The 23,889-nt window shown below is 60.5% G+C and carries 20 protein-coding genes; 9 read left to right on the top strand and 11 right to left on the bottom strand.

Features of this window, described 5'->3' with window-relative positions:
* Positions 1–44: 44 nt before the first annotated feature.
* Positions 45–650, bottom strand: coding sequence for a TetR/AcrR family transcriptional regulator (locus tag ACZZZU_RS19515; protein ID WP_463551559.1), 606 nt, complete (start codon positions 648–650; stop codon positions 45–47).
* Positions 651–864: 214 nt separating this feature from the next.
* Here ACZZZU_RS19515 and ACZZZU_RS19510 point away from each other — a divergent pair, with 214 nt between their 5' ends.
* A complete protein-coding gene (locus ACZZZU_RS19510; RefSeq protein ID WP_122492830.1) occupies positions 865–1,143 on the top strand; it encodes a hypothetical protein in 279 nt (92 codons plus the stop codon).
* 100 nt (positions 1,144–1,243) lie between these two features.
* Here the strand turns inward: ACZZZU_RS19510 and ACZZZU_RS19505 are convergent, their stop codons facing one another.
* A complete protein-coding gene (locus tag ACZZZU_RS19505; protein WP_463551558.1) occupies positions 1,244–1,726 on the bottom strand; it encodes a glutathione peroxidase in 483 nt (160 codons plus the stop codon).
* Positions 1,727–1,831: 105 nt separating this feature from the next.
* A complete protein-coding gene (locus ACZZZU_RS19500) occupies positions 1,832–2,317 on the bottom strand; it encodes an FKBP-type peptidyl-prolyl cis-trans isomerase (RefSeq protein ID WP_108096087.1) in 486 nt (161 codons plus the stop codon).
* A gap of 150 nt (positions 2,318–2,467) precedes the next feature.
* Here ACZZZU_RS19500 and ACZZZU_RS19495 point away from each other — a divergent pair, with 150 nt between their 5' ends.
* From ACZZZU_RS19495 to ACZZZU_RS19480, 4 genes are all read left to right on the top strand, one after another.
* Complete coding sequence (locus tag ACZZZU_RS19495; RefSeq protein ID WP_463551557.1) at positions 2,468–2,647, top strand: DUF3565 domain-containing protein; 180 nt, start codon at positions 2,468–2,470, stop codon at positions 2,645–2,647.
* On the top strand, positions 2,647–3,831 hold the full coding sequence (locus tag ACZZZU_RS19490; protein ID WP_463541249.1) for an acetate kinase: 1,185 nt from the start codon (positions 2,647–2,649) through the stop codon (positions 3,829–3,831). Before ACZZZU_RS19495 ends, ACZZZU_RS19490 begins: the two co-directional genes overlap by 1 nt.
* Before the next feature lie 78 nt (positions 3,832–3,909).
* Positions 3,910–6,000 carry a phosphate acetyltransferase gene (gene pta, locus ACZZZU_RS19485; protein ID WP_463551556.1) on the top strand — a complete coding sequence of 697 codons (2,091 nt, stop codon included), beginning with the start codon at positions 3,910–3,912 and terminating at the stop codon, positions 5,998–6,000.
* 160 nt (positions 6,001–6,160) lie between these two features.
* On the top strand, positions 6,161–7,069 hold the full coding sequence (locus tag ACZZZU_RS19480) for an acyltransferase (protein WP_463551555.1): 909 nt from the start codon (positions 6,161–6,163) through the stop codon (positions 7,067–7,069).
* Positions 7,070–7,217: 148 nt separating this feature from the next.
* Here the strand turns inward: ACZZZU_RS19480 and ACZZZU_RS19475 are convergent, their stop codons facing one another.
* The 4 genes from ACZZZU_RS19475 to ACZZZU_RS19460 form a co-directional block, all read right to left on the bottom strand.
* Positions 7,218–9,350, bottom strand: coding sequence for a putative bifunctional diguanylate cyclase/phosphodiesterase (locus tag ACZZZU_RS19475; protein ID WP_463551554.1), 2,133 nt, complete (start codon positions 9,348–9,350; stop codon positions 7,218–7,220).
* Positions 9,331–13,089, bottom strand: coding sequence for a PAS domain S-box protein (locus ACZZZU_RS19470; protein ID WP_463551553.1), 3,759 nt, complete (start codon positions 13,087–13,089; stop codon positions 9,331–9,333). The genes ACZZZU_RS19475 and ACZZZU_RS19470 overlap by 20 nt, the downstream gene beginning before the upstream one ends.
* 278 nt (positions 13,090–13,367) lie before the next feature.
* Positions 13,368–14,126 carry a YiaD family glycine zipper/OmpA-like lipoprotein gene (locus tag ACZZZU_RS19465; protein ID WP_122492837.1) on the bottom strand — a complete coding sequence of 253 codons (759 nt, stop codon included), beginning with the start codon at positions 14,124–14,126 and terminating at the stop codon, positions 13,368–13,370.
* Positions 14,127–14,231: 105 nt separating this feature from the next.
* On the bottom strand, positions 14,232–14,867 hold the full coding sequence (locus ACZZZU_RS19460; RefSeq protein WP_463551552.1) for an MBL fold metallo-hydrolase: 636 nt from the start codon (positions 14,865–14,867) through the stop codon (positions 14,232–14,234).
* 319 nt (positions 14,868–15,186) lie between these two features.
* On the opposite strand from ACZZZU_RS19460, the gene ACZZZU_RS19455 reads away from it, so the two are divergent.
* On the top strand, positions 15,187–15,483 hold the full coding sequence (locus tag ACZZZU_RS19455) for a type II toxin-antitoxin system MqsR family toxin (protein ID WP_463381834.1): 297 nt from the start codon (positions 15,187–15,189) through the stop codon (positions 15,481–15,483).
* Between the two features lie 2 nt (positions 15,484–15,485).
* The gene (locus ACZZZU_RS19450) at positions 15,486–15,887 is read left to right on the top strand and encodes a type II toxin-antitoxin system MqsA family antitoxin (RefSeq protein ID WP_463551551.1); all 402 of its coding nucleotides are present in this window, start codon (positions 15,486–15,488) and stop codon (positions 15,885–15,887) included.
* Here the strand turns inward: ACZZZU_RS19450 and ACZZZU_RS19445 are convergent.
* Positions 15,884–16,903, bottom strand: a complete 1,020-nt coding sequence (locus tag ACZZZU_RS19445; protein WP_463551550.1) for an AraC family transcriptional regulator — start codon at positions 16,901–16,903, stop codon at positions 15,884–15,886. The two genes, ACZZZU_RS19450 and ACZZZU_RS19445, sit on opposite strands and share 4 nt — an antisense overlap.
* A gap of 292 nt (positions 16,904–17,195) precedes the next feature.
* Here ACZZZU_RS19445 and ACZZZU_RS19440 point away from each other — a divergent pair, with 292 nt between their 5' ends.
* Entirely contained in the window at positions 17,196–18,032 is an 837-nt protein-coding gene (locus ACZZZU_RS19440; protein ID WP_463551549.1) for a metal-dependent hydrolase, read from the top strand.
* A 221-nt stretch (positions 18,033–18,253) separates the two neighbouring features.
* Here the strand turns inward: ACZZZU_RS19440 and ACZZZU_RS19435 are convergent, their stop codons facing one another.
* Positions 18,254–19,195 (bottom strand): alpha/beta fold hydrolase, encoded by a 942-nt coding sequence (locus ACZZZU_RS19435; protein WP_463551548.1) that lies wholly within the window; start codon positions 19,193–19,195, stop codon positions 18,254–18,256.
* A gap of 69 nt (positions 19,196–19,264) precedes the next feature.
* Entirely contained in the window at positions 19,265–19,939 is a 675-nt protein-coding gene (locus ACZZZU_RS19430; RefSeq protein WP_463551547.1) for a TetR/AcrR family transcriptional regulator, read from the bottom strand.
* A 103-nt stretch (positions 19,940–20,042) separates the two neighbouring features.
* Here ACZZZU_RS19430 and ACZZZU_RS19425 point away from each other — a divergent pair, with 103 nt between their 5' ends.
* On the top strand, positions 20,043–20,885 hold the full coding sequence (locus ACZZZU_RS19425) for a hypothetical protein (protein WP_463551546.1): 843 nt from the start codon (positions 20,043–20,045) through the stop codon (positions 20,883–20,885).
* A 100-nt stretch (positions 20,886–20,985) separates the two neighbouring features.
* On the opposite strand, the gene ACZZZU_RS19420 is transcribed toward ACZZZU_RS19425, so the two are convergent.
* Complete coding sequence (locus ACZZZU_RS19420; RefSeq protein WP_463551545.1) at positions 20,986–23,733, bottom strand: LuxR C-terminal-related transcriptional regulator; 2,748 nt, start codon at positions 23,731–23,733, stop codon at positions 20,986–20,988.
* Between the last annotated feature and the right edge of the window lie 156 nt (positions 23,734–23,889).

The raw sequence follows: 23,889 nt of genomic DNA, 5'->3' as shown, positions 1-23,889 counted from the left end.
CATCTGGGTTGCGCAGCGTGGCAGCGCAGTGGTTTTTTGAAGAATCAAACGGGCGTCAGCAGACGCTCCAGTTGGTGCAGAAAAACGGACAGCGGCGCGGCATTGGCCCCGGCTTTCATGCGCATCAGCGTGCCTTCCCAGGCATTGGCGATAAATTCAGCCAGCTCCACGCAATCCGTACTGGCGCTCAGTTCACCGGCCTCGCGCGCTTCCAGTAAGCACCCGGCGAGGATGTCCACCGAGCGCTGCAGAATGCTCTCGACCTGCAAGCCAATGGGCTGCGACGGCTCGGCCATTTCAAAACTGAGGCTGCCGATAAAACAGTGGTACTGCGGTTTTTCCTGGCGGCGAAAGTGGTTCAGCAGCTCGCCGTAAAAGCTCAGAATTCGTGCGCGCGGGCTCAGCGCCGCGTTGCTCAGCGCCGTGGCGTAGCGCTGCAAGCGCGGCGCATACAAATGCTCCAGCGCGTGCACGGCGAAGTCTTCTTTGCTGGCGAAGTAGTGATAGAACGAGCCCTTGGGAATACCGGCGGCCTGCACAATTTCTTGTACGCCGGTGCCGTGGTAGCCGCGACGCAGCATCACTTCCGAGCCCTTGGTGAGGATCAGATCGCGCTTGTCGAGACGGATAGTCGAGGTGGCGTTGTTCATGGCGGCGATCATATGACCGGTCGTCTCGTCCCGCCCAGCATCATTGATGTGGGTGATAAAGCCCTACAAATGCTTCGGAAAATCCCGATATATATCGTTGCTCGTAACGGGGCGGTTTCGTCGATACCAGCTATTGAACGGGTCGATTTCAACAAAAGCGGAGTGAGTAATAGTCTGAGCCCACTCTCACTCACCGGGCCGATAGGAGGCTCCAATGAACCGCTTAATGACTATCGCCCTGCTGTTAACCGCCATCGTACTCACCGGCTGTGCTGGCCAAGGTCACTCCATGCTGGAGCTGAAACCTTACACCGCACTGGAACTGCACCAGAAAGCGCTGGAAGACTTGAGTCGTCAGGGTTTGTCGTTCGACGAATACCAGCTCAAACGCGCCCAATTGCAGGGCCAGCCAGTACGTGATTTCGACTTTGATGGAATGGAGGAACTGAACGCCGCCCGTGGCAATGGCAACCGCGAAGCGCATCAGGGGTGAGAGGCCTTCACCAGTCCCTGTAGGAGAGGCTTTAGCCTCGATGCTTTTAAAGCTCAAAAAGCATCGAGGCTAAAGCCTCTCCCACAGACGGCGTGAAATGTTAAGCCAGGGCTTTTTCGATGGCTTGAACGATCGCCGGATCATCCGGCGGCGTACGCGGCGAGAAACGCGCCAGCACGCGGCCATCCTGACCTACCAGAAACTTCTCGAAATTCCAGGTGATGTCGCCAGGAAACTCTGCGCCCTCGCCCGCCAACAAGCGATACAGCGGATGACGGCCAGGGCCGTTCACCTCGAGCTTGCCGCTCAGCGGGAAGCTGACGCCGTAGTTGAGGCTGCAGAATTCTTTGATTTCGTCTTCGCTGCCAGGCTCCTGGCCGGCGAACTGATTGCAAGGCAGACCGAGCACGCTGAAGCCTTGGTCTTTGTATTGCTGATACAAGCTCTCCAGCCCTGCGTACTGAGGGGTTAGCCCGCATTTCGAGGCGACATTGACCACCAGCACAACCTTGCCCTTCAAGGGCGCGAGCGGCAATTCCTGGCCATCCAAGGCGCGTAAATTGATGTCGTGAAAAGCACTCATGACGAACTCCAAATTGTCATCAAACAATGTCCTTACGGACAAAAAAAGGCGCCCTACGAGCGCCTTTTTGGTCATCCAGTTAGCCGCTCAAGCAGCTTAGCTGAATCAATGGTGGTGACCACCTTCGCCATGGATATGACCATGGGCAATTTCTTCTTCGCTGGCTGCACGTACGGCAACCACTTTGATCTGGAAGTTCAACCGTTGGCCGGCCAGCGGGTGGTTGCCGTCGACGGTAACGTCGTCGCCGTCCAGATCGCGGATGGTGACGATCTGCATGCTGCCATCCGGCGCCGAAGCGTGGAACTGCATGCCCACTTCGAGCTCATCAACGCCTTCGAACATGCTGCGGCTCAAGGTGCTAACCAGTTCAGCGCTGTATTCGCCGTAGGCTTCTTCAGGCTCAACGGCCACGTTCAGTTCATCGCCAGCCTGCTTGCCAACCAGGGCTTTTTCCAGACCGACGATAATGTTGCCTGCGCCTTGCAGGTACACCAGCGGAGCGCCGCCGGCAGAGCTGTCGATCACCTCACCAGCATCGTTGGTCAGGGTATAGTCGATGGAGACAGCCGTATTGGCAGCGATCAGCATGGGGCAGAACCTTTGCGAAAGAGTGGAGAACGGGCAAGTTTAACCAAGGGTTCGGCCGAAAGCGAACCGAGCGCAGACGGACGGCCCCACGCCCCGGCGCGCAGCGCAGCGCGTATTACAGGCTTTCGCCAGGACGAAGAAGGGCACTGGGTGGCGATACTTTCCTGCGGCCATACGCAACACCTGCGCCACCAGCCGCCCTGGCAAAACCGCGACTGGGTGCAAGACCCCACGCAACGCGCAGAAAAAATCGGTCAGCCCTTCCCCTGCGGTTGGTGCGCGCAAGGGGTGGAACCGAATGGAGTTGGACAGCAAGGCGAGGAGCAGTGATGCAAGCACGGCATATTCTGGTAATCAATTGCGGCAGTTCATCCATCAAATTCGCCTTGATTCACGAGGCTCACTCACAAACATTTTTGAGCGGTGAAGCGCAAAACCTCGGCACCTACGATGCCGAATTACATTGGCGCCGGGGCGCCGAGTTCGACAGCCTGATGATTCCCAACGCCGACCACCGCGCCGCGCTCTCGCAGCTGCTGCCGGTGGTGCAAAGCGCGTGTGGCGGCAAACTGCATGGCATCGGTCACCGCGTGGTGCATGGTGGCGAACGCTTCAGCGAAGCGCGCCGTATCGACGCCCGCGTGCTGGCCGAAATCAACGCCACGGCCCACCTCGCGCCGCTACACAACCCGGCCAACCTGCTGGGCATCGAAGCCACCCTCAAACTGTTTCCCAACCTGCCGCAAGTGGCGGTGTTCGACACCGCGTTCCACCACAGCCTGCCGGACTACGCGTACCGCTACGCGCTGCCGGAAAACCTCTACCGCGACCACGGCATTCGCCGTTACGGCTTCCATGGCAGCAGCCACCGCTACGTCACCGGCCGCGCCGCCGAAATGACCCACCTGCCGGTAGAAGACAGTTGCTGGCTCTCGGCCCACCTGGGTAACGGCTGCTCAACCTGCGCGGTGGTTAATGGCCAAAGCCGCGACACCAGCATGGGCCTGACGCCGCTCGAAGGCGTGGTGATGGGCACCCGCAGCGGCGACGTCGACCCCAACCTCCACAGCCATCTCGCGCTGAGCCTGGGCTGGGACATCGAGAAAATCGACTACATGCTCAACCACGACGCCGGCCTGCTCGGCTTGTCCGGTTTGTCCAACGACATGCGCACCCTGGAGCAAGCGCACCGAGACGGCCATGAAGGCGCGACGCTGGCCATCGAGGTGTTTTGCTATCGCCTGGCGAAATCGCTGGCGGCCATGAGCTGCGCCTTGCCGCGTCTGGACGGGCTGATTTTCACCGGCGGCATCGGCGAGAATTCCCCGCTCATTCGCAGCAAAACCGTGAGCCATTTGCGCTTGCTGAACGTGCAGCTCGACGACGAAGCGAACGAGCGTTATATCCGTGGCCTTTCCGGTACGATCCACGCCTACGGCCACCCACGCGTCCTGGTGATTGCAACCAACGAAGAACGGCAGATCGCCCTCGATACCTTGCAGCTACTGCACTAACAGCGCTGTCGGACAATGGGCCTTGCCGAGGCGAGGCTTTATAAAAAAGCGCGAACCACGCGCGGTTCAGGAACTTGCATGCAGACTTATTTTCTTGCCCCCAGCGGTTTCGGCGTCGGCCTGACCTCCATCAGCCTTGGCATGGTCGGCGCTCTCGAGCGCGTCGGTTTGCGCGTGGGTTTTTTCAAGCCGGTGGCGCAGCCGCAGCCTGGCGACCAGGGCCCGGAACGCTCCAGCGAATTGGTGGCCCGCACCCACGGTTTGCAGTCGCCGCCGCCGGTTAGCCTCGCCCATGTGGAGCGCATGCTCGGCGAAGGCCAACTCAACGACCTGCTGGAAGAATTCATTCGCCTGTACCAGGACGCCGCCCGCGATAAAGACGTGGTGATCGTCGAAGGCATGGTGCCCACCGCCCATACCAGCTATGCCGCGCGCATTAACCTGCACCTGGCCAAGAGCCTGGACGCCGAGGTCATTCTGGTCACCGCTCCGGATGGCGACAGCGTCAGCGAGCTGTCCGACCGCCTGGAAATCCAGACGCAAATGTTTGGTGGGCCACAAGACAGCTCGGTGCTCGGCGTCATCCTTAATAAAGTGCGCGACGAAGAAAACGCCACCGCCTTTGCTGCCCGCTTGCAAGATCATTCGCCGCTGCTGCGCCGTCACGATTTCCGCTTGCTCGGCTGCATTCCCTGGCTCGACCAATTGAACGCCCCGCGCACCCGCGACATCGCCGACATGCTCGGCGCCCGCGTGATCAACGCCGGTGAATACGAGCAGCGGCGCATGCAGCGCATCGTTTTGTGCGCCCGCGCCGTGGCCAACACCGTGCAGTTGCTCAAGCCAGGCGTGCTGGTTGTGACCCCAGGCGATCGCGACGACATCATTCTCGCCACCTGCCTGGCCGCCACCAATGGCATGCCGCTGGCGGGCTTGCTGCTGTGCAGCGATTTCCCGCCGGACCCACGCATCATGGAACTGTGCCGAGGCGCGCTGCAAAGCGGCTTGCCGGTGCTGTCGGTGACCACCAGTTCCTACGACACCGCCAACAACCTCAATCAGCTCAACAAAGAAATCCCCATCGACGACCGCGAGCGCGCCGAGCGGGTCACCGAATTCGTCGCCAGCCATATCGACCACCACTTTCTCAGCCAGCGCTGCGGCGAGCCGCACGAACACCGCATGTCGCCGCCGGCCTTTCGCTTCCAGCTGGTGCAACGCGCGCAGGCGGCGAACAAACGTATTGTGCTGCCCGAAGGCAGCGAGCCGCGCACCGTACAAGCGGCCGCCATTTGCCAGGCGCGCGGCATTGCCCATTGCGTGCTGCTGGCCAAGCCTGAAGAAGTGCAATTGGTGGCCCAGGCCCATGGCATCGAACTGCCGCCCGGCCTGGAAATACTCGACCCGGATTTGATTCGCAGCCGTTACGTGGCGCCCATGGTCGAGCTGCGCAAAGGCAAAGGCCTGAACGCGCCGATGGCCACCCAGCAGCTCGAAGATCCGGTGATGCTTGGCACCATGATGTTGGCGCTGGACGAAGTGGACGGCCTGGTTTCCGGCGCGATTCACACCACCGCCAACACCATTCGCCCAGCCTTGCAGCTGATCAAAACGGCGCCGGGCTACAAGCTGGTGTCGTCGGTGTTTTTCATGCTGCTGCCCGATCAGGTGGTGGTGTACGGCGACTGCGCAGTAAATCCCGACCCCTCGGCCACGGAGCTGGCAGAAATTGCCGTGCAGAGCGCCGAGTCGGCCGTCGCGTTTGGTATCGAGCCACGGGTGGCGATGATCAGTTACTCCACCGGCGAGTCCGGCACCGGCGTGGATGTCGACAAAGTGCGCGAAGCTACGCGCCTGGCCAAACAGGCGCGGCCTGACCTGCTGCTCGACGGCCCGCTGCAATACGACGCCGCCGCCATCGAAAGCGTAGCCCTGCAAAAAGCGCCGAACAGCGCCGTGGCCGGGCATGCCACCGTGTTTGTATTCCCCGACCTCAACACCGGCAACACCACCTACAAAGCGGTGCAACGCAGCGCCAATTGCGTGAGCGTGGGCCCGATGCTTCAGGGCTTGCGCAAACCGGTGAACGACCTGTCGCGCGGCGCGCTGGTGGACGACATCATCTACACCATCGCCCTCACCGCCATTCAGGCAGCGAATCTTCCGTAACGCCCCGCCGCTTCTTTGTGGGAGCGGCTTCGCTTGAGGCTGCTCGCGAAGAAGCAGAGACGCTTGCAGTTCCCCCGGCAATGGTTAATCTCTGCGCCTAACAACCGCCATCTTCTGCAAAAGAGCGGGAACCACAATTTCTTCACGAGGCATCTGCCCCATGCTGTCTTTCCTGCCTGCGCCGCTTCGCGGTGTGCTCGCCACAATTCTGCTGTTCGCCAACACCCTGATCTGGTGCTGGTTTCTGTTTATTGCCGCGTTGGTGAAGTTGCTGCTGCCGTTCAAGCCGGTGCGCACCGTGTGCAACTGGGTGCTGAACTGGGCGGCCGAAGCCTGGATTGCCTGCAACAGCGGCTGGATGTGGCTGGTGCAAAAAACCGAGTGGAACCTTGGAGGCCGCGAGCAGTTCAAGTACGACGGCTGGTACCTGGTGACGAGTAACCACCAGAGCTGGGTGGACATTCTGGTGCTGCAACACACCCTCAACCGTCGCCTGCCGTTTTTCAAATTCTTCCTCAAGCAGGAGCTGATCTGGGTGCCGGTGATTGGCTTGTGCTGGTGGGCGTTGGATTTCCCGTTTATGAAGCGCTACACCAAGGCCTACCTGGAAAAGCACCCGGAAAAGAAAGGCCAGGACACTGCCGCCACCCGCCGCGCCTGCGAAAAATTCCAGCATGTGCCGGTCGCTGTTTTCAACTTCCTGGAAGGCACGCGCTTTACCCAAGCCAAGCACGACCAGCAAGCCTCACCGTTCCGCTACCTGCTCAAACCCAAAGCCGGCGGCATCGCGTTTGTGCTTGATGCCATGGGCAAGCAGCTGAAATCGATGGTCAACATCACCATCCACTACCCCGAAGGCAACCCGAGCTTCTGGTCATTCCTGTGCGGCGAAGTGCCAAAGGTGGTGGTGCGTTATCACACGCTGGAAATCCCTAAAGAGTTCCTCGGCAAGGATTACAACAGCGACGAAACCTACCGCCTCGGGTTTCAGCAGTGGGTGAATAAGTTGTGGGAAGAGAAGGATGCGGAGTTGGGGCGGCTGCATGAAGAGTTTCCGCCGAAGGGTTAGTGAGCGTGTCTCCCCTTCGCACTCCCAACAGTCAGTCCCCTCTCCCGCTCGCGGGAGAGGGTTAGGGTGAGGGGCCTTTTAAAAACCGAGTAAAACCACGCCCTCACCCCCAACCCCTCTCCCGCATGCGGGAGAGGGGAGCAAAGCGTCACTTCTTGCGATAAACATCCCAATCAATCTGCGCCGGGAAGTGCTCGGTCTCCGAGACCGGCAACCCCTTGGCAACCAGAAAGCCCTGCATGATGTGGCAGCGGTGTTCCAGCAGCCAGTCGCGCTGTTCGATGGTTTCCACCCCTTCGGCGATCACTTCCAAGCCCAGGTGATGCCCCAAGTCGATGATGGTGCTGACCACCGCCGCGTCTTTGGGCGAGCTGAGCATGTTGGAAATAAACAGCCGATCGATCTTCAGCGTATCCAGCTCGAAGTGGCGCAAATAGGCGAGCGATGAGTAACCGGTGCCAAAGTCGTCGATGGCGATTTTCACGCCCAGCGCCCGCAGTTGGCTGAGCTGTTCGCGAGTGGTGTCGAGGTCTTGCATCAGCGCGCTTTCGGTCACTTCCACTTCCAGCTGCGCCGGGCACAAGCCCAACTCCGCCAGCACTCGCCGCAAATCGTCCACCAGTTGCGGCATACCGAACTGCACCGGGCTGACGTTGAGGCTGACCACTACCTGCTCGCCAAACATTGGCCGCCACTCGCAACACTGCTGCACGCCGCGTCGGAAGATCCAGTCGCCGAGGCGGTTGATTAAGCGGGTTTCTTCGAGCAGCGGAATAAACACATTCGGCGCAATCGTGCCCGACACAGGGTGCTCCCAGCGCAGCAGCGCTTCGAAGCCGCGTAGCTTGCCCGTCTCCAGATAGATTTGTGGCTGATACACCAACACAAAATCGTTCTGTTCAATGGCGTTGCGCAGGCTCTCTTCGAGCATCAAGCGTGAACGTGCGCGGCCGTTCATTTCCGGGGAGAAGAAGCGGTATTGCTGACGGCCGGCGCGCTTGGCTTCGTACATCGCCATGTCGGCGGCGCGCATCAGACCATCCACGCTGCGCCCGCATTCAGGGAAACTGGCGATGCCGATGCTGGCGCCGAGTGTTACGTCCATGCCGTCGACACGGTGGCGCACCGACACCAGCTCGATCAGTTTTTCGGCAATACGCGCGGCATCTTCCGGGTGTTCCAAACCGTCGAGCAAGGCGGTGAATTCGTCGCCGCCCATGCGTGCCAGCACGTCATATGGCCGCAGGCTGGAGCGCAGCAAATCGCCGACCTGGCGCAGCACTTGGTCGCCGGCCGCGTGGCCGAGCGAGTCGTTAATGCGTTTGAAGCCGTCGAGGTCCAGATACAAAATCGCCATGCGTTTGCCGCTGCGATCCAGGCGCGCCAGGCTCGATTCCAGCGCCTGGTGAAAACCGCGACGGTTGAGCAAACCGGTCAGCGCATCGGTCGCTGCTTGCGACTCCAACTGCGCGTACAGATTGCGCACCACGGACATATCCAACGCCAGAATCACCATCGAGCGCTGCAAGCGCGGCAGCGGTGAACTGGACAGCGCCACCGGCAGCAACTGCCCGCTGACGGCGCGCAGGCTGGCGTCGTGCAGGCGATAGGCCTCGCCGCGCAACCAATGTTTGTAGAACTCCGAATCTTTCCAGGCGGTGGGCAGGCCGGACGTCACTAGGTAATCGAGCAGCGGCGTGCCCTCGATGCCCGCGACCGTGCCGTTGAGCATGCGCGCCATGGCCGGGTTAACGAAGTTGATATTGCCCTCTTCGTTAACCACAACAATGCCTTCGGCAGCATTCTCCAGCACCGAGGCATTAAAGGCGCGGGCGCTGTCGAGCTGCTTGGACAGCACCTGCAATTCGTGGCGGTTGCGCTCGTGCTCCAGCAGCACATTAATTTTGTGCCGCAGTACTTGCGGGTCGAAGGGTTTGAGAATGAAGTCCACCGCGCCGGTGGCATAGCCACGCAGCACCGAGTCTTCAGTGTGGGCAATGGCCGATAGAAAAATGATGGGGGTGTAGCGGGTGCTGGGGTTGCCGCGCATCAAGCGCGCCACTTCAAAGCCGTCCATGTGCGGCATCTGCACGTCCAGCAGCACCAGCCCCACATCGTTGTCGAGCAGGCATTGCAACGCTGCCTCGCCCGAATTGACCGTGCGGACTTCCCACGGGCTGTCGCCCAGCAAGGCTTCCATGGCCACCAGGTTTTCCTCGCGGTCATCGACCACCAGCAAGATCTGCTCGCTGGACTGCGGTTTAAGCTGCGCCTGAGCCATTACGTCCCTCCGAATTCGCCAACCAGCGTTGCAGCAGGGCCATCAGGTCCTGGCGCGCCACTGGTTTGGCTAGGTAGTCATCCGTGCCCGCGGCTAAACATTTTTCGCGGTCGCCCTTCATCGCATGGGCCGTCAGAGCAATGATCGGCACCGTGCAGCCTTTCTCCTGCTTCAGCAGACGAGTGGCGGTATAGCCATCCATGTTGGGCATCGCCATGTCCATCAGAATCAGGTCAAACGCTTGTTCCGCAAATGCGGCCAGCGCCTCGAAGCCATCTCGGGCCGTACTGACTTCCAACCCCAGCTCATCCAGCAAGGCGCTCATCGCATAAATGTTGCGCACATCATCGTCTACCAACAGCACCCGCTGGCCTTGCAGCGGGTTGATTTCCGGCACCACAACCTCAGGCTGTGGCTCACGCACACTGGACAAAAATCCTTGCACCGCCAGGCTCAGCGCTTGCAGGTCCTGACCGTTTTTTTGCACCACCACCGCCGAATAACGACGCAGGCGTTGCAGGCTTTGCTGGGTCACATCCACGCCGGTGTTCACGACCACCCGTGTATTGCTGAGAGGACGCTGGCGCGACATGAGTTCAATCAAATCAAAACCGTCCTGGTCGGGTAGATCCAGGTCAACCACCACCGCCGCAAACTCGTCTTCCTGATAGGCATCACGCGCCTGCGCCGCGGTCTCCACCGCCGTTACCGAAAAGCCAAGGTGGCTGAGGTGCTCGCGGTAGTACTCGCGTTCCGGCGCGACGTCCTCTACCAACAATAGGCGGTTATGTTCGTCGTGCTCGTGGCGAGCCAAATCTGTGAAGACTTTCTCGAGATCGGCGCGGGCGATCGGCTTGACCAGGTAGCGCGTGCCGGTGTCGTGCCAGTCGTCCGGCTGCGGCACGCAGGAAATAATGTGCACCGGCAAACCACGATGCTGTGGGCTCGCACGCAAGCTGCGGTAAATCTGCCAGCCGCTGATGTCGGGCAACAGGATGTCGAGAATCACAGCGGCAAATTGCTCGCGCTCCAACAGGCCGAGCGCTTGAGCACCGCTGCGGCAATGCACGCAGGCAAATCCATGGGCCTGCGCCTCGTCGGCGATCAGATTGGCGAAATCCTGGTCATCCTCGACCACCAGCAACGTCGGACCTTGCCCCACCCGTGTGGGCGCCACGGCGCTAACTTGCGTTAGCCCGACCGTGCCTTGCACCACAGTGACGGGCAGCTGCACAGTGAACACGGAGCCTTGGCCCGGCGCGCTGTCCAACTGCACGGTGCCTTCCAGCACCTCAACCAGTTGCCGGGTAATCGCCAGGCCCAAACCGGTGCCGCCAAACGCCCGGCTGGTGGAGCCGTCTATTTGCTGGAAGGCTTGGAACACGCGCTGATGCTGGTCGGCCGCAATGCCGATACCGGTGTCGCGCACCACGATCTTGAGCATTTCGCGGCCGTCATCCGCAGGGGCGCAACCGACGCTCACTTGCACCTCGCCGCGCTCGGTAAATTTCAACGCGTTGGAAAGCAGGTTGCGCAAAATTTGTTGCAGGCGACCACGGTCGCTGTACACCACCCGTGGAACCTGGGGGTCGACGCGCGTGATCAGGCGCAAGCCCTTGAGTTCCGCCATGGGGCGCAAGCTGGCGTCTAGCTCCTGCATCAGGTCGTGAACATTCATGTTCTCCATCTTCAACTGCACGCGCCCGGCTTCGATGCGAGCCAGGTCGAGCACGTCGTTAATCAACTGCAACAAGTCGCGGCCGGCGCGGTGAATGATGTCCGAGTGTTTGACCTGCTTGTCGTTGAGGTTACCTCCGCCGTTCTGCTTGAGCTGTTCGCTGAGGATCAGGATGCTGTTGAGCGGCGTACGCAGCTCATGGGACATGTTGGCCAGGAACTCGGACTTATAGCGGTTGGCCAAGGCCAATTGTTCGGCCTGCTCACGCAAGCGCGCCTCGGCGGCTTTGCGTTCGCTGATGTCGATGATTACTGCCTGCACCAGCACGTCTTCGCCGCTGCGCAACGGCGACAGGCCAACTTCCAGCGGAATCAACTCGCCATCCCGATGCCGGCCGAACAGCTCGCGGTTGTTGCCCATTTGCCGAGGCTCGGGTGAACGCAGGTAGCTCTGACGCAAGTTAACGTGCAATTCCTGCAACGACTCGGGCAGCAGCTTTTCCACCGGCTGGCCCAGCAGGTCTGTGCGTGGGTAGCCGAACAGCTGCTCGGTCTGCCGATTGGCCATGGCGATACGCCCTTGGCTGTCGACCAGCACAATGGCGTTGGGCGACGCCTCGACCACCAAACGGAAGCGCTCCTCGGCGGCCTTGCGCGCGCTGATGTCGATGATCACCGCCTGCACCAGCACATCAGCCCCGCTGCGCAGCGGCGAAAGGCCGACCTCTACTGGAATCGAGTGTCCATCTTTGTGCTGGCCAAACAGATCGCGGTTGCCACCCATTTGCCGGGGTTCCGGGGCTTTCTGAAATTCACGGCGCTTTCCAACGTGGGCGTGGCGTAATGATTCGGGCAGCAGCTTTTCTACCGCTGCGCCAACCAGTTCATCGCGCGGATAGCCAAACATCAGCTCGGCCTGCTGGTTGACCATGGCAATGCGGCCGTTGCTGTCGACCAACACAATGGCGTTGGGCGACGCCTCAACCACCAGGCGAAACCGCTCTTCGCGCTCGCGCAACCCGGCGCTCATGACTTCGCTGTTGGCCAGCGCTCGCTCGCGCAGCAACAGGTAGCCGCCCACCATCAGCCCCAGCAGCACCGACGACAACAGCCCAACCCACAGGTTGAATTGCAACCGTGGGTTTTCCATCCGTCGCTCGTACTCAGCGGTGCTACTGACCGTAACCTGCCATTCCCGCCCAAACACCGAGAGGCGTCGGGTCAACTGAAAGGCCGCACTGCCTAGGTAACCGCCCTGAAGCAGCGCGCCGCCGTCATCGGCGTTGTCGGCCAGCTCAATCTGAAAAAGCTCAGCACGACTGCCCAAAATACCCTCAAGCAAGTCATGCATCCGAAACGAGCCCGTGACTGCCCCCAGGAAGGCTTTCTGGCGTTCTTCCGGGCTAGTGACCGGCGCGGTGTTGGCGTACACGGGCATGTACAACACAGCACCGATTTGTGGATCTTGATCGGTTTCGGATTTGAGCCGGAGCGGCGCCGACAGCACCGCTTCGCCCGTGCGACGCGCCTGAAAAACCGCCTTGCGACGCACTTCCTCGGACAATACGTCGAACCCCAGGCCGCGGCGGTTCCGCCAGTCGAGCGGGCTGATGTAGTCAGCAATCAGGTATTCATCACGCTCGCCGGGAGGAAAAATACGGAAGTCTTTTCGTCCATCGTCCCGCTCCCCTTCGATAAACGCCGACAGTTCGGCAGCGGGCACGTAGCGGGCCCAGGCAACGGCTTGAATACCGGGATAACGGTCTTGGAGTTGCAACTGGTCGGTGGCGCGCATCCATTCTTCGGCGCTAACCGCATCGCTGCCAGCCAGTAACCCGGCCATGCCGCGCAGCACCATTTCGTATGCATGCATGCGTTCAAGAATGCTTTGCTGCACATCGTCCACAGCAATGCTGAAGCGCTGTTCCTGCTCGCGTCGGTTGTTGGTCTGCAGCTCTTGCCACTGCCACACAACCAGCGCGCCCAGCCCCGCCATGAGTCCAAGCGCTACCAAAAAAGGCAGCCAGGGGTGGCGCGAATGTAACCCGGGGTTTTCGTCCATGTAAGCTCCTGATCCTTCGCCAGCGTCCCTACCCCTTGGTAAAGCGACCCGGCTACCAATGGCCCAATCGGGCCATTGGGCTGAAGTCTAGTCAGGAATTTCGAGCGCGGCGCTTTGCCACTAAAAGATCAGCGAGCGGATACGAGGCAATCGCAAAGGTAGGTTCGACTACATCTGTATCGGCCATGAAGCTCGGCGCTTTTTGCCTTCGCGTGGACAGCTCAAGCGCGCACAAAAAAAGGCCTCCACGTGGGAGGCCTCGGCTCAGCGCCTAGCGCTTATTGCGGATATTGCTGGTACTGCTGAGGTTGTTGATACGGCTGCTGCTGGTACTGCTGAGGTTGCTGTTGGTATTGCTGAGGCTGCTGCACCGCTTGCGGCAGCGGCTTCAGGTTGACCTCCACGCGGCGGTTCTGGGCGCGGCCATCGGCCGTGTCGTTGGTGGCAATCGGCTGGTCTGGGCCGTTACCGCGAGTGGACAACCGCGAGCCGTCAACACCTTGCGAGGTCAGGTAATTGGCCACGCTGGCCGCCCGACGCTGGGACAAATCCATGTTGTGCTGCCGGCTGCCGGTGCTGTCGGTGTAGCCCACGATTTCAATGGTGTTCTGGTTGTATTGCTTGAAGGAACTGGCGAGGTTGTTCAGCGGCGTATAGAAGTTGCTGGCGATGTCTGACGAGTCGGTGGCGAAGGTGATGTTGCCAGGCATGATCAGCTTGATCTGGTCGCCCTCACGCTGCACCTGCACGCCGGTGCCTTGCATGCTGCGGCGTAGCTCGGCTTCCTGCTTGTCGGCGTAATAGCCATAACCCGCGCCCGCTGCGCCGGCCACGGCGGCGCCGATCAGCGCGCCTTTGCCACGGTTGTCGTGATTGATCAACGCACCAGCAGCGGCACCCGCCAGCGCTCCGATACCGCCATATTTCGCGGTGTTGTTGGAGCTTGGGGGTTGATTGTCATACGGATTTTGCGAGGCACAGCCAGCCAACAGCGCGACGGCAGTAGCGGCAATGATCAGGCGACTGAAGGTAAACATGGGGGGCGTACTCCTAAAACGCGGTCCACCCTGCTGGGCGGACCACCGTTGGAGCATAAAGTTAGCTGAAAATTCCGTGGTGCCGAGGGCCTAAGCGAAGCGGCGTCAGGCGCGAATGTACGGGTTCTCGCGCATCTCATCGCCCAGGCGCGTATCAGGCCCGTGACCGGTCACCACCGTGGCGTCTTCATCCAGCGTATACAGCCGCTGCTTGATCGAGCGCTCAATCGTCGGGTAGTCACCGCCCCACAAATCGGTGCGGCCAATGCCCCGGCGAAACAGCGTGTCGCCGGCAATCAGCAATTTGGCCTGCGGGAACCAGAAACTCATCGAGCCCGGCGTATGGCCTGGCGTATGCAGCGCCACCCCGCAACCGCACGCCAGCTCCTCATCGTCACGCAGCCACTGATCCGGCGCCGGCACCGGCGTATACGGCACGCCAAACATGCGGCACTGCATCTCCAGGTTGCCCCACAGGAAAGCGTCTTCCTCGTGCAAATGCAGCGTGGCGCCGGTTTTCTCCTTCATCTGGCCCGAAGCCAGAAAATGATCGAGATGGGCGTGGGTATGGATGATGCTCACCACCTTCAGCCCATGGGCCTCCAGCCGCGCCATGATCAGATCCGGATTGCCACCCGGGTCGACGACGATGGCTTTCTTGGTCACCGGGTCGCCGATGATCGTGCAGTTGCACTGCAACGGGCCGACGGGGAAGGTTTCGCGGATCAGGGTGGGGTTCATGAAGGCTCCTTCGAATATGGGGTGCCATTCTCGGTTTCGGTTCCGCGCGCTTCAAGAGCTAGTTGAACAACCGACACCCATCGCTCGCGCAGGGCCACGAAGCGCCCAATGAAGGATGAATGCACCAATACCTGCCGTTAGCTCCCGGTTTAGAGCGCTCGCGAAATTTCCTTCAAACAATGCGGCTCCTTCTCGATTCCCCTTTTCGTGGCTTCACGCGTTACTGGCCCGCGGCTTTAAAGGCCTCGGCGACACAGAAACGAGTAGGCGACGGATTATTAACCTACTTGCCAAATAACACCAAGAAGGTTAATTTGAAATGGAGAAACGGACTCCCCATTCTTCGCTCGCTCAGGTGAAGTTGTTGGTTTCGCAAGGCAAGGTTCGCACGACTCAGGCGGCTCGAATTGGCGCCAGCGAATTAGGTTTGGAATTGAGTGATGTGTTGGCGGTGGTGATGGCACTAAAGGCCAATGAATTTCGAAAAAGCATGACGACGCACGCGGACCACCGCATTTGGCAAGACGTTTACTGCCCGAGCACCTGCATGGGTGCTGTGTATTTGAAGCTGACGATTTCCGACGATCTGCTGATCGTCTCGTTCAAGGAGTTATGAACATGAAATGTCCCGTTTGCGGTGCTGCGCAGTTGGTTCACGACACCCGTGACCTGCCGTATACCTACAAAGGCGAAACCACTGTTATTACCGGCGTCACTGGCGACTTTTGTCCGGCGTGCAACGAGTCGGTGCTCGACCTCAACGAGTCGGATCGCGTGATGAGCGCGATGCGTACGTTCTCCAGACAGATCAACGCGACGATCGTCGACCCAACGTTCATCGCCCAAGTCCGGAAAAAACTCGCCCTGGACCAACGCGAAGCCGCAGAGATTTTCGGCGGCGGTGTAAATGCATTCTCCCGCTACGAAACCGGCAAAACCAAACCGCCGCTGGCGCTGGTGAAATTGTTCCGGCTGCTGGACTCGCACCCCGAACTGCTCAACGAAATTCGAACGGCTTAGCCTTCCCCCCGATAATCACTCGGCAATTTCCCCGTCCACTTCTTAAACGCGCGACGAAAATTCGACGCATCGCTAAACCCCAGCAGGTACGCAATTTCATACAGCGGCAACTGCGTGGTGCTGAGGTATTGCAGGGCCAGGCGTTTGCGTACGTCGTCGAGCACTTGCTGATAACTCGTGCCCATCGCCGACAAATGCCGGCGCAAGCTGCGGCCACTGGTGTGCAGGGCTTTGGCGGCGCTGCCGAGGTCGGGAAAGTCGCCCGGACGTGCCAGCAGGAGGCGGCGAACGCGGGTGAGCAAGGCGTCTTGAACATCGAGTGTGGCGAGCAGCGCTTCGCACTGTTGCTCACACATGTGCACAGTCGCCGGGTTGGCCAGGGCCATGGGACGTTGCAGGTAATGTTGCGGGATGCTGATGCGGTGATAGGCCTGGTCGAACTGCACGCGCACGCCAAACACTTCTGAGTAACGCGCGGCATGCTGCGGCGCCGGGTAGGCGAAACCCACCTCGATACCGTGCATTTTTTCCCCAAGCAAAAACTGCGCAATGCTGTGCAAGCTGCATAGCAAACCTTCGGCGGCGAAGCGACTGAGTGCGCCAAGCGGCATTGCCTCGCTGGCGCGCAGTTCCACACGTTCAAACGCTTCTACCCGTTCCAGCTCATAGGCCAGGCCCAGTACGCGGTAGTACTTGAGCGCGAATTGAATGGCTTTATCCAACGTGGCGCTAGACAGCACGGCGTAGCCGAGAATCCCGTGGGTCGACACGTTCAGGCGCTGCCCCAGCAGTAAGCCCAACGCCGGTTCTTTGCATAGCGTGAGCGCAGCGCTGGCGAGCAGGTTGAAGTCGATAAACGATAGGCGCCCGTTAGGCGATTCGAGCAATTGCGGCTTTATTCGGGCGGCGCGCAGCAGGTCATGACCCGGCACGCCCAGCTCGGCACACAGGTCAATCAAAGCGCTGGCGTAGGCGATGGGCACCAGCTCGGCAGCAAAATTCATGGACTGCTTCATCGTGGCTAAACTTCTTCCTTATTGTTCTTTTTTAGCGTCGGGCCGGTGGCCAGAAATGACGCGCAACGCAGGAATACTCAGGCGTACCTAGGTGTCACACCACTCCTAAAGGATTGGAAATCGGCGCCAGCGAGCAAATGCCTAAGCGCGTTTGCTGTTACCCCAGGTACGCCAGGGTGACACACCAACCGGCCATATATGACCGCCACATTGGCAGCTATCAACCTTTGCGAGGTTGTAAGCCGCGGCCATAGTGCCAACCATGGTTAAGCAACGACTCAGGGAGTCAGCAATGGTCAGCACCACGCCCGAAGGCTTGCAAATTCGCCCCCGCCACCTGGATTTCGACCTGCCGAATCCACTGCCTCGGCACTGGCACAGCGGCGATGCATTCAAGACCCACTTGTTCGACGCCATGTCGGTGTTGTTCCCCGACGGCGAGCGCTTCTTTATTGACTCGGTGCGCCAGTTCCGCGACCAAATCACCGACCCGGTATTGAAGGAACAGATTCGAGGCTTTATCGGCCAGGAAGGTCACCACAGCCGCGAGCACTTGGAATACAGCAACCGCCTTCGCGACCTCGGCTACAACATCACGCGAATCGAGAAACGCGCCCAGGCCCGAATCCGCTATACGCAAAAGAAATTCTCACCGCAGCGCCAGCTGGCTGCGACCGCCGCGCTGGAGCACATCACCGCGATCATGGCCGACGGTTTGCTGCGAGAGCCGCGCCATTTGCAAGGCGCGCACCCGGAGCTGATTCGTCTTTGGCGCTGGCACGCGCTGGAAGAAACCGAGCACAAAGCAGTCGCCTTCGATGTCTACAACCAAGTGTGCGGCAGCCGCAAATTGCTGCGGCGGGCGATGATGATGGGCACGTTCTTTTTCGTGTTCGACACGTTCCGAGGCATGACCCACATGCTCAAGCAAGACGGCTTGCTGTGGAACTGGCGTGTGTGGCGCGACGGCATCCAGTGGATGTGGGGCAAAAACGGCGTGTTCCGGCCGTTGATCAAAACCTACCTCGATTTCTTTAAAGATGGCTTCCATCCGTGGCAGCACAACAACATTGATCTGCTGCACAGCACGCGCGATGAGTTTGATGTGCCGGTGGCGCAGACGGCTTGAGTAGTTTGAAGTTGATACCCGAAGGGGCCCTTGCTGGGCCCCTTTATTTTTGGCGGCTTCATGAGCTTGGCGTCGCCTGCTGCCCTCACCCCAACCCTCTCCCGTAAACGGGAGAGGGAGCTTGATCGGTGTTTGTCACCGCAACGAAGTTTGGCTCCCCTCGCCCGTTTACGGGAGAGGGGCTGGGGGTGAGGGCAACCTGCAAACGACGATAGCCCCGCTCACCCCTGCAAAAACCGCAACGCATCCGCCGCGCTCTGCTCCGGAATTTCTTCCATCGGAATATGCCCTACGCCGGGATAGGTTTTCACCTGAATACCCGGCAAATCGCGCTGCCACAGCGGCACGTGTTTCGGCGAAATCCAGCGGTCACGGTCGCCCCACATCAGCAGCGTTGGCGTGGTGATCTGTGCCACGCGCGCCGGAGTGCCGTGCAGTTCTTCGCGGTTCACGTTCAGCAGCACGCGGAAGATATCCATCATTGCCCGACGGTTGCCTGGGCGGCGGCTGAGGTCGTAGTAACGATCGACCACGCCGGGCTTGATGCGCCCAGGTTCCCCGTACACTTCCTTGATGCCCTGGGCAATCAGCGCGCGCGGCATCCACATCGGCATGGCCCAGGTAGCACCGGGCAAAGCGGCGGCGGCGATCATCAGCGGCACTTTGCGCATGTGGTAGCCGGCCGGGTCGATCAGTATCAATTTCTCTACCCGTTGCGGCTGCGCCAGGGCGAAGTTCCAGGCGATGTAGCCGCCCAGTGAGTTGCCAGCGATCACCGCTTTGTTCACGCCCAAGTGGTCGAGCAGCAAACCGAACACCTTCACCATGCGCTCAGCGTTGTACTGGCCGTCACGCGCAGGGCCGGTTAGACCGAAGCCGGGCACGTCAAACCGAATGATGCGGTACTGATCGGCGAAAGCGCTGATCCAACCGTCCCAGGTATGCAGCGACGCAACCACGCCGTGAATCAGCACCAGCGCCGGTTTATCGCGCGTGCCTTCGTCGCGGTAATGCACGTTGAAACCGTCCAGCTCAACAAACCGCGAGCCGCTGTCCGGATGGGCGTAACGCGCTTTGAGACGATCCAGGGGCAACGCCCCAAACCCCAATCGGGCAAAACCCACCGCCAACGGCGGCGAAAGAGTCAGGCTGGAAGCAGACATGCGAAAACCTCGACAATCTTGTTATAGGTCGTCGCATCAAAGCATGGCCGTTTACGCCTGGCGCCCAACCTAGGTTGTGACGGGGCACAGCGCGGCGATCAACAAGTCGCCCAGCACCGTCTTCGCGTGTTCGATTTCTACCCGCGTGGCCGAGCGGCCGAGCAATTCCAAAGAGCTGGTTTCAAGCGCCCAGATCAGGGCGCGGTAGGTCAGCGGGTCGCGACGATTGCCGTCGTGCTCCAGGCGCTCTACCAACAACGCGGTCATTTCCACGTGGGCGCGCTGCCGATGACGGGCCAGAGGCGAGTCTGCTCGCAGCGCCTCTTCCTGCATCAGGCGAATGATCGGCCCCACGGCCGAGTGGTAGTCGAAGAAACAACCGACCATATTGCGCAGCCAATCTTGCGGGCTGCCGGCGCCTTGTTGCATGTCGCGAAAGCGCGCCAACAGCAGCACCACGGCGGTTTGATAAATGCCCTCGAGCACATCCATTTTGTTGTCGAAGTATTTGTAGAAGGTCCGGCGCGACACGTTCGCCGCTGCGAGCAGGTCGTTCACGGTGGTCTCGCTCAAGCCTTTACGCGCGAACACCGGAATGGCCGTGAGCTGGATGTTGATGCGCTGCAAGTGCCCAACCAGCGGCCCGTCTGCCACTTCACCTTGTTGGCGTGCCACAGCGCCGTAGCCGCCGAGGTCTTCGAACACCGCCAACACGGCGCCTTGCACGGCCTTTTCCGCTTCCATCGCACGTTCTCCTAAAACCAACCCTCAGCCCGGTGACGGCGCCAAGCGGGCTGGGTACTCTTGCACCCATTCTTATAAGAACCGCTGCCGGAACGCCCTTGCCATGAAGCTATCACGCCGCCTGTTCTGGCCGCTGGCCATCCTTTTGCTGGTAATCACGCGCACGCTGCCGGCTGCGGAGCTGTTTTATCTCGGCGAAAAAATTCCCGACATCCAGAAACCGTGGAGCAGCCGCGACTATCACCAACTGGTCGAAGCGCTGCAAAAACTCGACAGCAGCCAAGCGAACGCCCTGCCCCGGCGCAGCGGCGAGTTCACCGGGCCGATCTATCAGCGCATGGTCAGCGAAGAAAATTTCCGCTCACAGCTGAACATTTACGCGCCGCTGGAGCTGCGTCAGAACGAGGCGCGCGAGCTGCTGTTCCAGCTAAAAGAATTGATGCGGCTGTACTTTGATTTCCACGCCGTGCAGCAGCCCTACGGCGCCGAGGCGCTGGGTTTGATGACGTATTCGCTGCGCCAGCAAGCGGTGCTGTTTACCTTGACGACCGAGTTCTGGATGACCCTCTCGCAGCCTGAGCAAAGCAACCCGGTGCGCCTGCAAGGGCTGCAAGACACCAAAGAGGCCGCTGCCATGCTCACCTCCAGCGCCCTCGACTATTTGGGTCTGACCAAGCAATTCGGCCGCGAAGATTTGGCCCTGTATGCCGCCGAGATCAGCAAACAACTGCCCGAGCTGTTCGTGCACCTCAACGCCCAGGTGCGACCGCAACTGCTGGCGCGCATTGACGAGTTGGCGCAAAAGCATCCCTACAGCGAAGTGCGCAACAGCATGAACGACCTGCTGCCGGTGCTAGTGGCGATTCAATTGGATGTGGAAAATCAGCTGGCGATGCCGGCGCCGCAGAAGCCGGCGGCGAAGAAGCTCGATCTGACGGCGCCGTGATCATCTGGGTCTAAAAAACTCGAGGCTAAAGCCTCTCCTACAGGTCCGCGCAGGTTGTGGGAGCGGCTTCAGCCGCGAGCTGTTGATCAGGTCGAAGCACTTAGCGCAACACGCCAATCGCCTTGGCCCGCGCCACCGCTTGCGTGCGCCGCTCGACGCCAAGCTTGCTGTTGATATGCCGCGCGTGGGTTTTTACGGTGTGCAGTGAGATAAACAGCTGCTCGCTGATCTCCTGATTGGAGCAACCTTTGGCGATCAGCTTTAGCACCGACAGCTCACGACTGCTCAGCGCTTCGGTCTGCACGCTGTTGTCGATGGCTTCAAACACCTCGCCCTCTTCCAGAACCGGCAACAAACCAAGCAGCCGCTCGCGCAACGGGCAACTGGGACGGGGTAGCAGTTGTTCACGCAGCCACTGGGGGTGTTTGCTGAGCAGTTCGTTAAACGGCAGCAGCCCGCCGCCAATCGCCGACTCCATGCTGCTGAACAGTTGCTGCTGGGCTTCGCGCTCGCGCCCTTGGTCAAGCAACAGCAGCGTCAGTTGAACCTGGGCAAAGCCGCCCATGAGCTGACCGCCCACGCCTTGCGCTCGTGCAATCAACGAGCGCAGCCGCCGCTCGGCATCGGCCGTGCGTCCTTGCAAGCGTTCCAACACCGCCTGCTGCATTTCGATGTGCAGCGGCAGTTGCGGGTTGTATTCCGGCGCAGCGGCGGCCTGTTCGCCGCTGTAGGTCGTCGCCAGGCGATACAACCAGTCGCCGGCCAATTCAGTCTGGCCGCGCATCAGCCACAACTCGCACTTCACCACGGTAATCATGGCGAGGTAGTAGATCGCTGGCACGTCCCAGATATGCATCAAGCGCTCGGCTTCGGCGAGCTGGGCGAACGCTTCGTTCAAGCGGCCGCTGCGGCCCTCGATGGTGGCGAGCACGCAATGACCGATCAGCACGCTCGTGTCGCGGCACGCGCGGGCCTCGCTGAGGCCGGCCAACAACCGCGCGCGCCCGGCTTCAGGGTCGAGGCGCAAGGTGAGCAGGTAACCCTCATACAAGGTCAGGCGCGCGCGTACCGCATACAGACGCTGCGACGAAAGCCCGCGCAAACAATCCAGGCCGTGGCGCACCTCTTCCTGGGCGCGCAACACTTCGCCACGGGCTTGCAGCACACGGGCGCGGTCGTAGTAAGCCAGTGCTTCGAACAGCGGATTGCCGTAGCGCTGCGCCAGCTCTAATGCATCGCGGTTCAAGCCACGGGCGCGCCACAAGTCGTTGCGGGTGATGGCCAAGTTGGCCAGGGTCGACAGGCACATCAGGCGCTGGCCACAGCGTTCCTGCGGCAGCGCCGAGAGCGCTTCGCTGCAATACGCTTCGGCCAGTGCGCTGTCGCCACGACCGCGAGCAATCACGCCGCTAAGCGCCAGCCACTGGCCGATCATGGACCGTTGCGCGCGGGCGTTGGCCGCCGGCAAGAAACGCGACAACTGGCTGGCCAAGTCTTCAGCCGCATCGAGCTGACAGGCCAGCGCCAACGCCCAGGCGTACAGCACAATCAGCCGCGGCGAACTGCCGAGCAGGCTTTCGGGCAAGTCCATTTTCCAGCGCAGCAACATCGCCACGTTCTGTTCACCGAGCAACTGCTCCTCGGACAGATTTTGCACAAGACTGGCGGCCACATCCGGCTGCCCGGCCCGCAGCGCCTGCTCGATGGCTTCGTCCAGCAAGCCTTGCCCGCTGAACCAGCGACACGCGCGCAAGTGCAGCTTCGCTGCTGGCTGGCTCATGGAAACCGGCAAGCGCGCGCGCAATAAATCGGAAAATAAATGGTGATAGCGAAACCAGCGCCCGTGCTCGTCCAGCGGCACCAGGAACACCTGATGCGCTTGCAGGTGTTGAAGAATCGTCGCGCTGTCATGGCTGTCGCGCACGGCGTCGCATAGCTCAACGCAAAAGCGCTCAAGGAACGCGGTTTCGTAGAGAAATTCCTGCACGTCGGCGCCCTGGCTTTCGATCACTTCTTCGAGCAAGTAATCACGAATCAGGCCATCGGCACCGTCCAGCGAGTGGCCCCAATTCTGCGTATCGCCGCCTTCGCTGGCGGCCAACATCCACAAACGCAGCCCCGCCACCCAGCCTTCGCTGCGCTGCAACAGGTTGTCCAAAGCCTCGCCTTGCAGATTCACGCCCTGGCTTTCCAGCAGTTGGCTGGACTCGCCGAGCGTCAGGCGCAGGTCCAGCTCTTGCAGTTCCAGCAATTGGCGCGACAAGCGCAAGCGGGCCAGATGCCAATTCGGACGCTGGCGGCTGGTGACCAACAGCAGCATTCCGGCAGGCAAATGGTTGAGGAAAAATTGCAGGCAACGGTCCAGCACCGGGCCTTGGGCCAGGTGGTAATCGTCGAGTACCAATAAAAGCGGATTGGCCGGGTCGAGGCGCTTGGTCAGGTCGTCGAGCAGGCCGTCGAGCCACTCTTCAAAAGCGAACGGCTGATGGCGCTGGCGCAACTTGAGCAGCCCCAGCGCCTCCTCGCCCAAACCGGGAAAGCAGCGCTGCAGCCCAAGTACCAAGCGCTCCAGAAAGCGGCCGGGGTCGCTGTCCATCTGGCTGAGGCCCAGCCACAAGGTTTGCCATCGGCTGGGCAGACGCTCACAGAACTCAATGGCCAACGAGCTTTTGCCAAACCCTGCTGGGGCCGTAAGCAACAGCAAACGGCCCGACAAACCGCTGATCAGGCGCTCACACAAACGGGGACGGGTGATATAGCCAGCCGGCAGCGGCGGACGAAAGAACCGCCCTTCTCCACTGGCGATGGTAGGAAAAGCCAAACCTTGAGAACTGGAAAGATCGGTCATCGGCGGTTTCTTGTTATGGGCCTGTAGACGTCATGGCGGGCAATGCATCGGCGCTTTGCAGCCTAGCCCCTTGAGGCGGGCTTTTGAAGTATTGCCGGTGAACTTGCACGAAAATGCTAAAAAAGCTGTAGATCAAACGCATCGAGGCTAAAGCCT

The organism is Pseudomonas sp. AC136 (assembly GCF_979258585.1).
The sequence above is the reverse complement of the archived record's forward strand: the minus strand, read 5'-3'. Positions and strand labels throughout refer to the sequence as shown.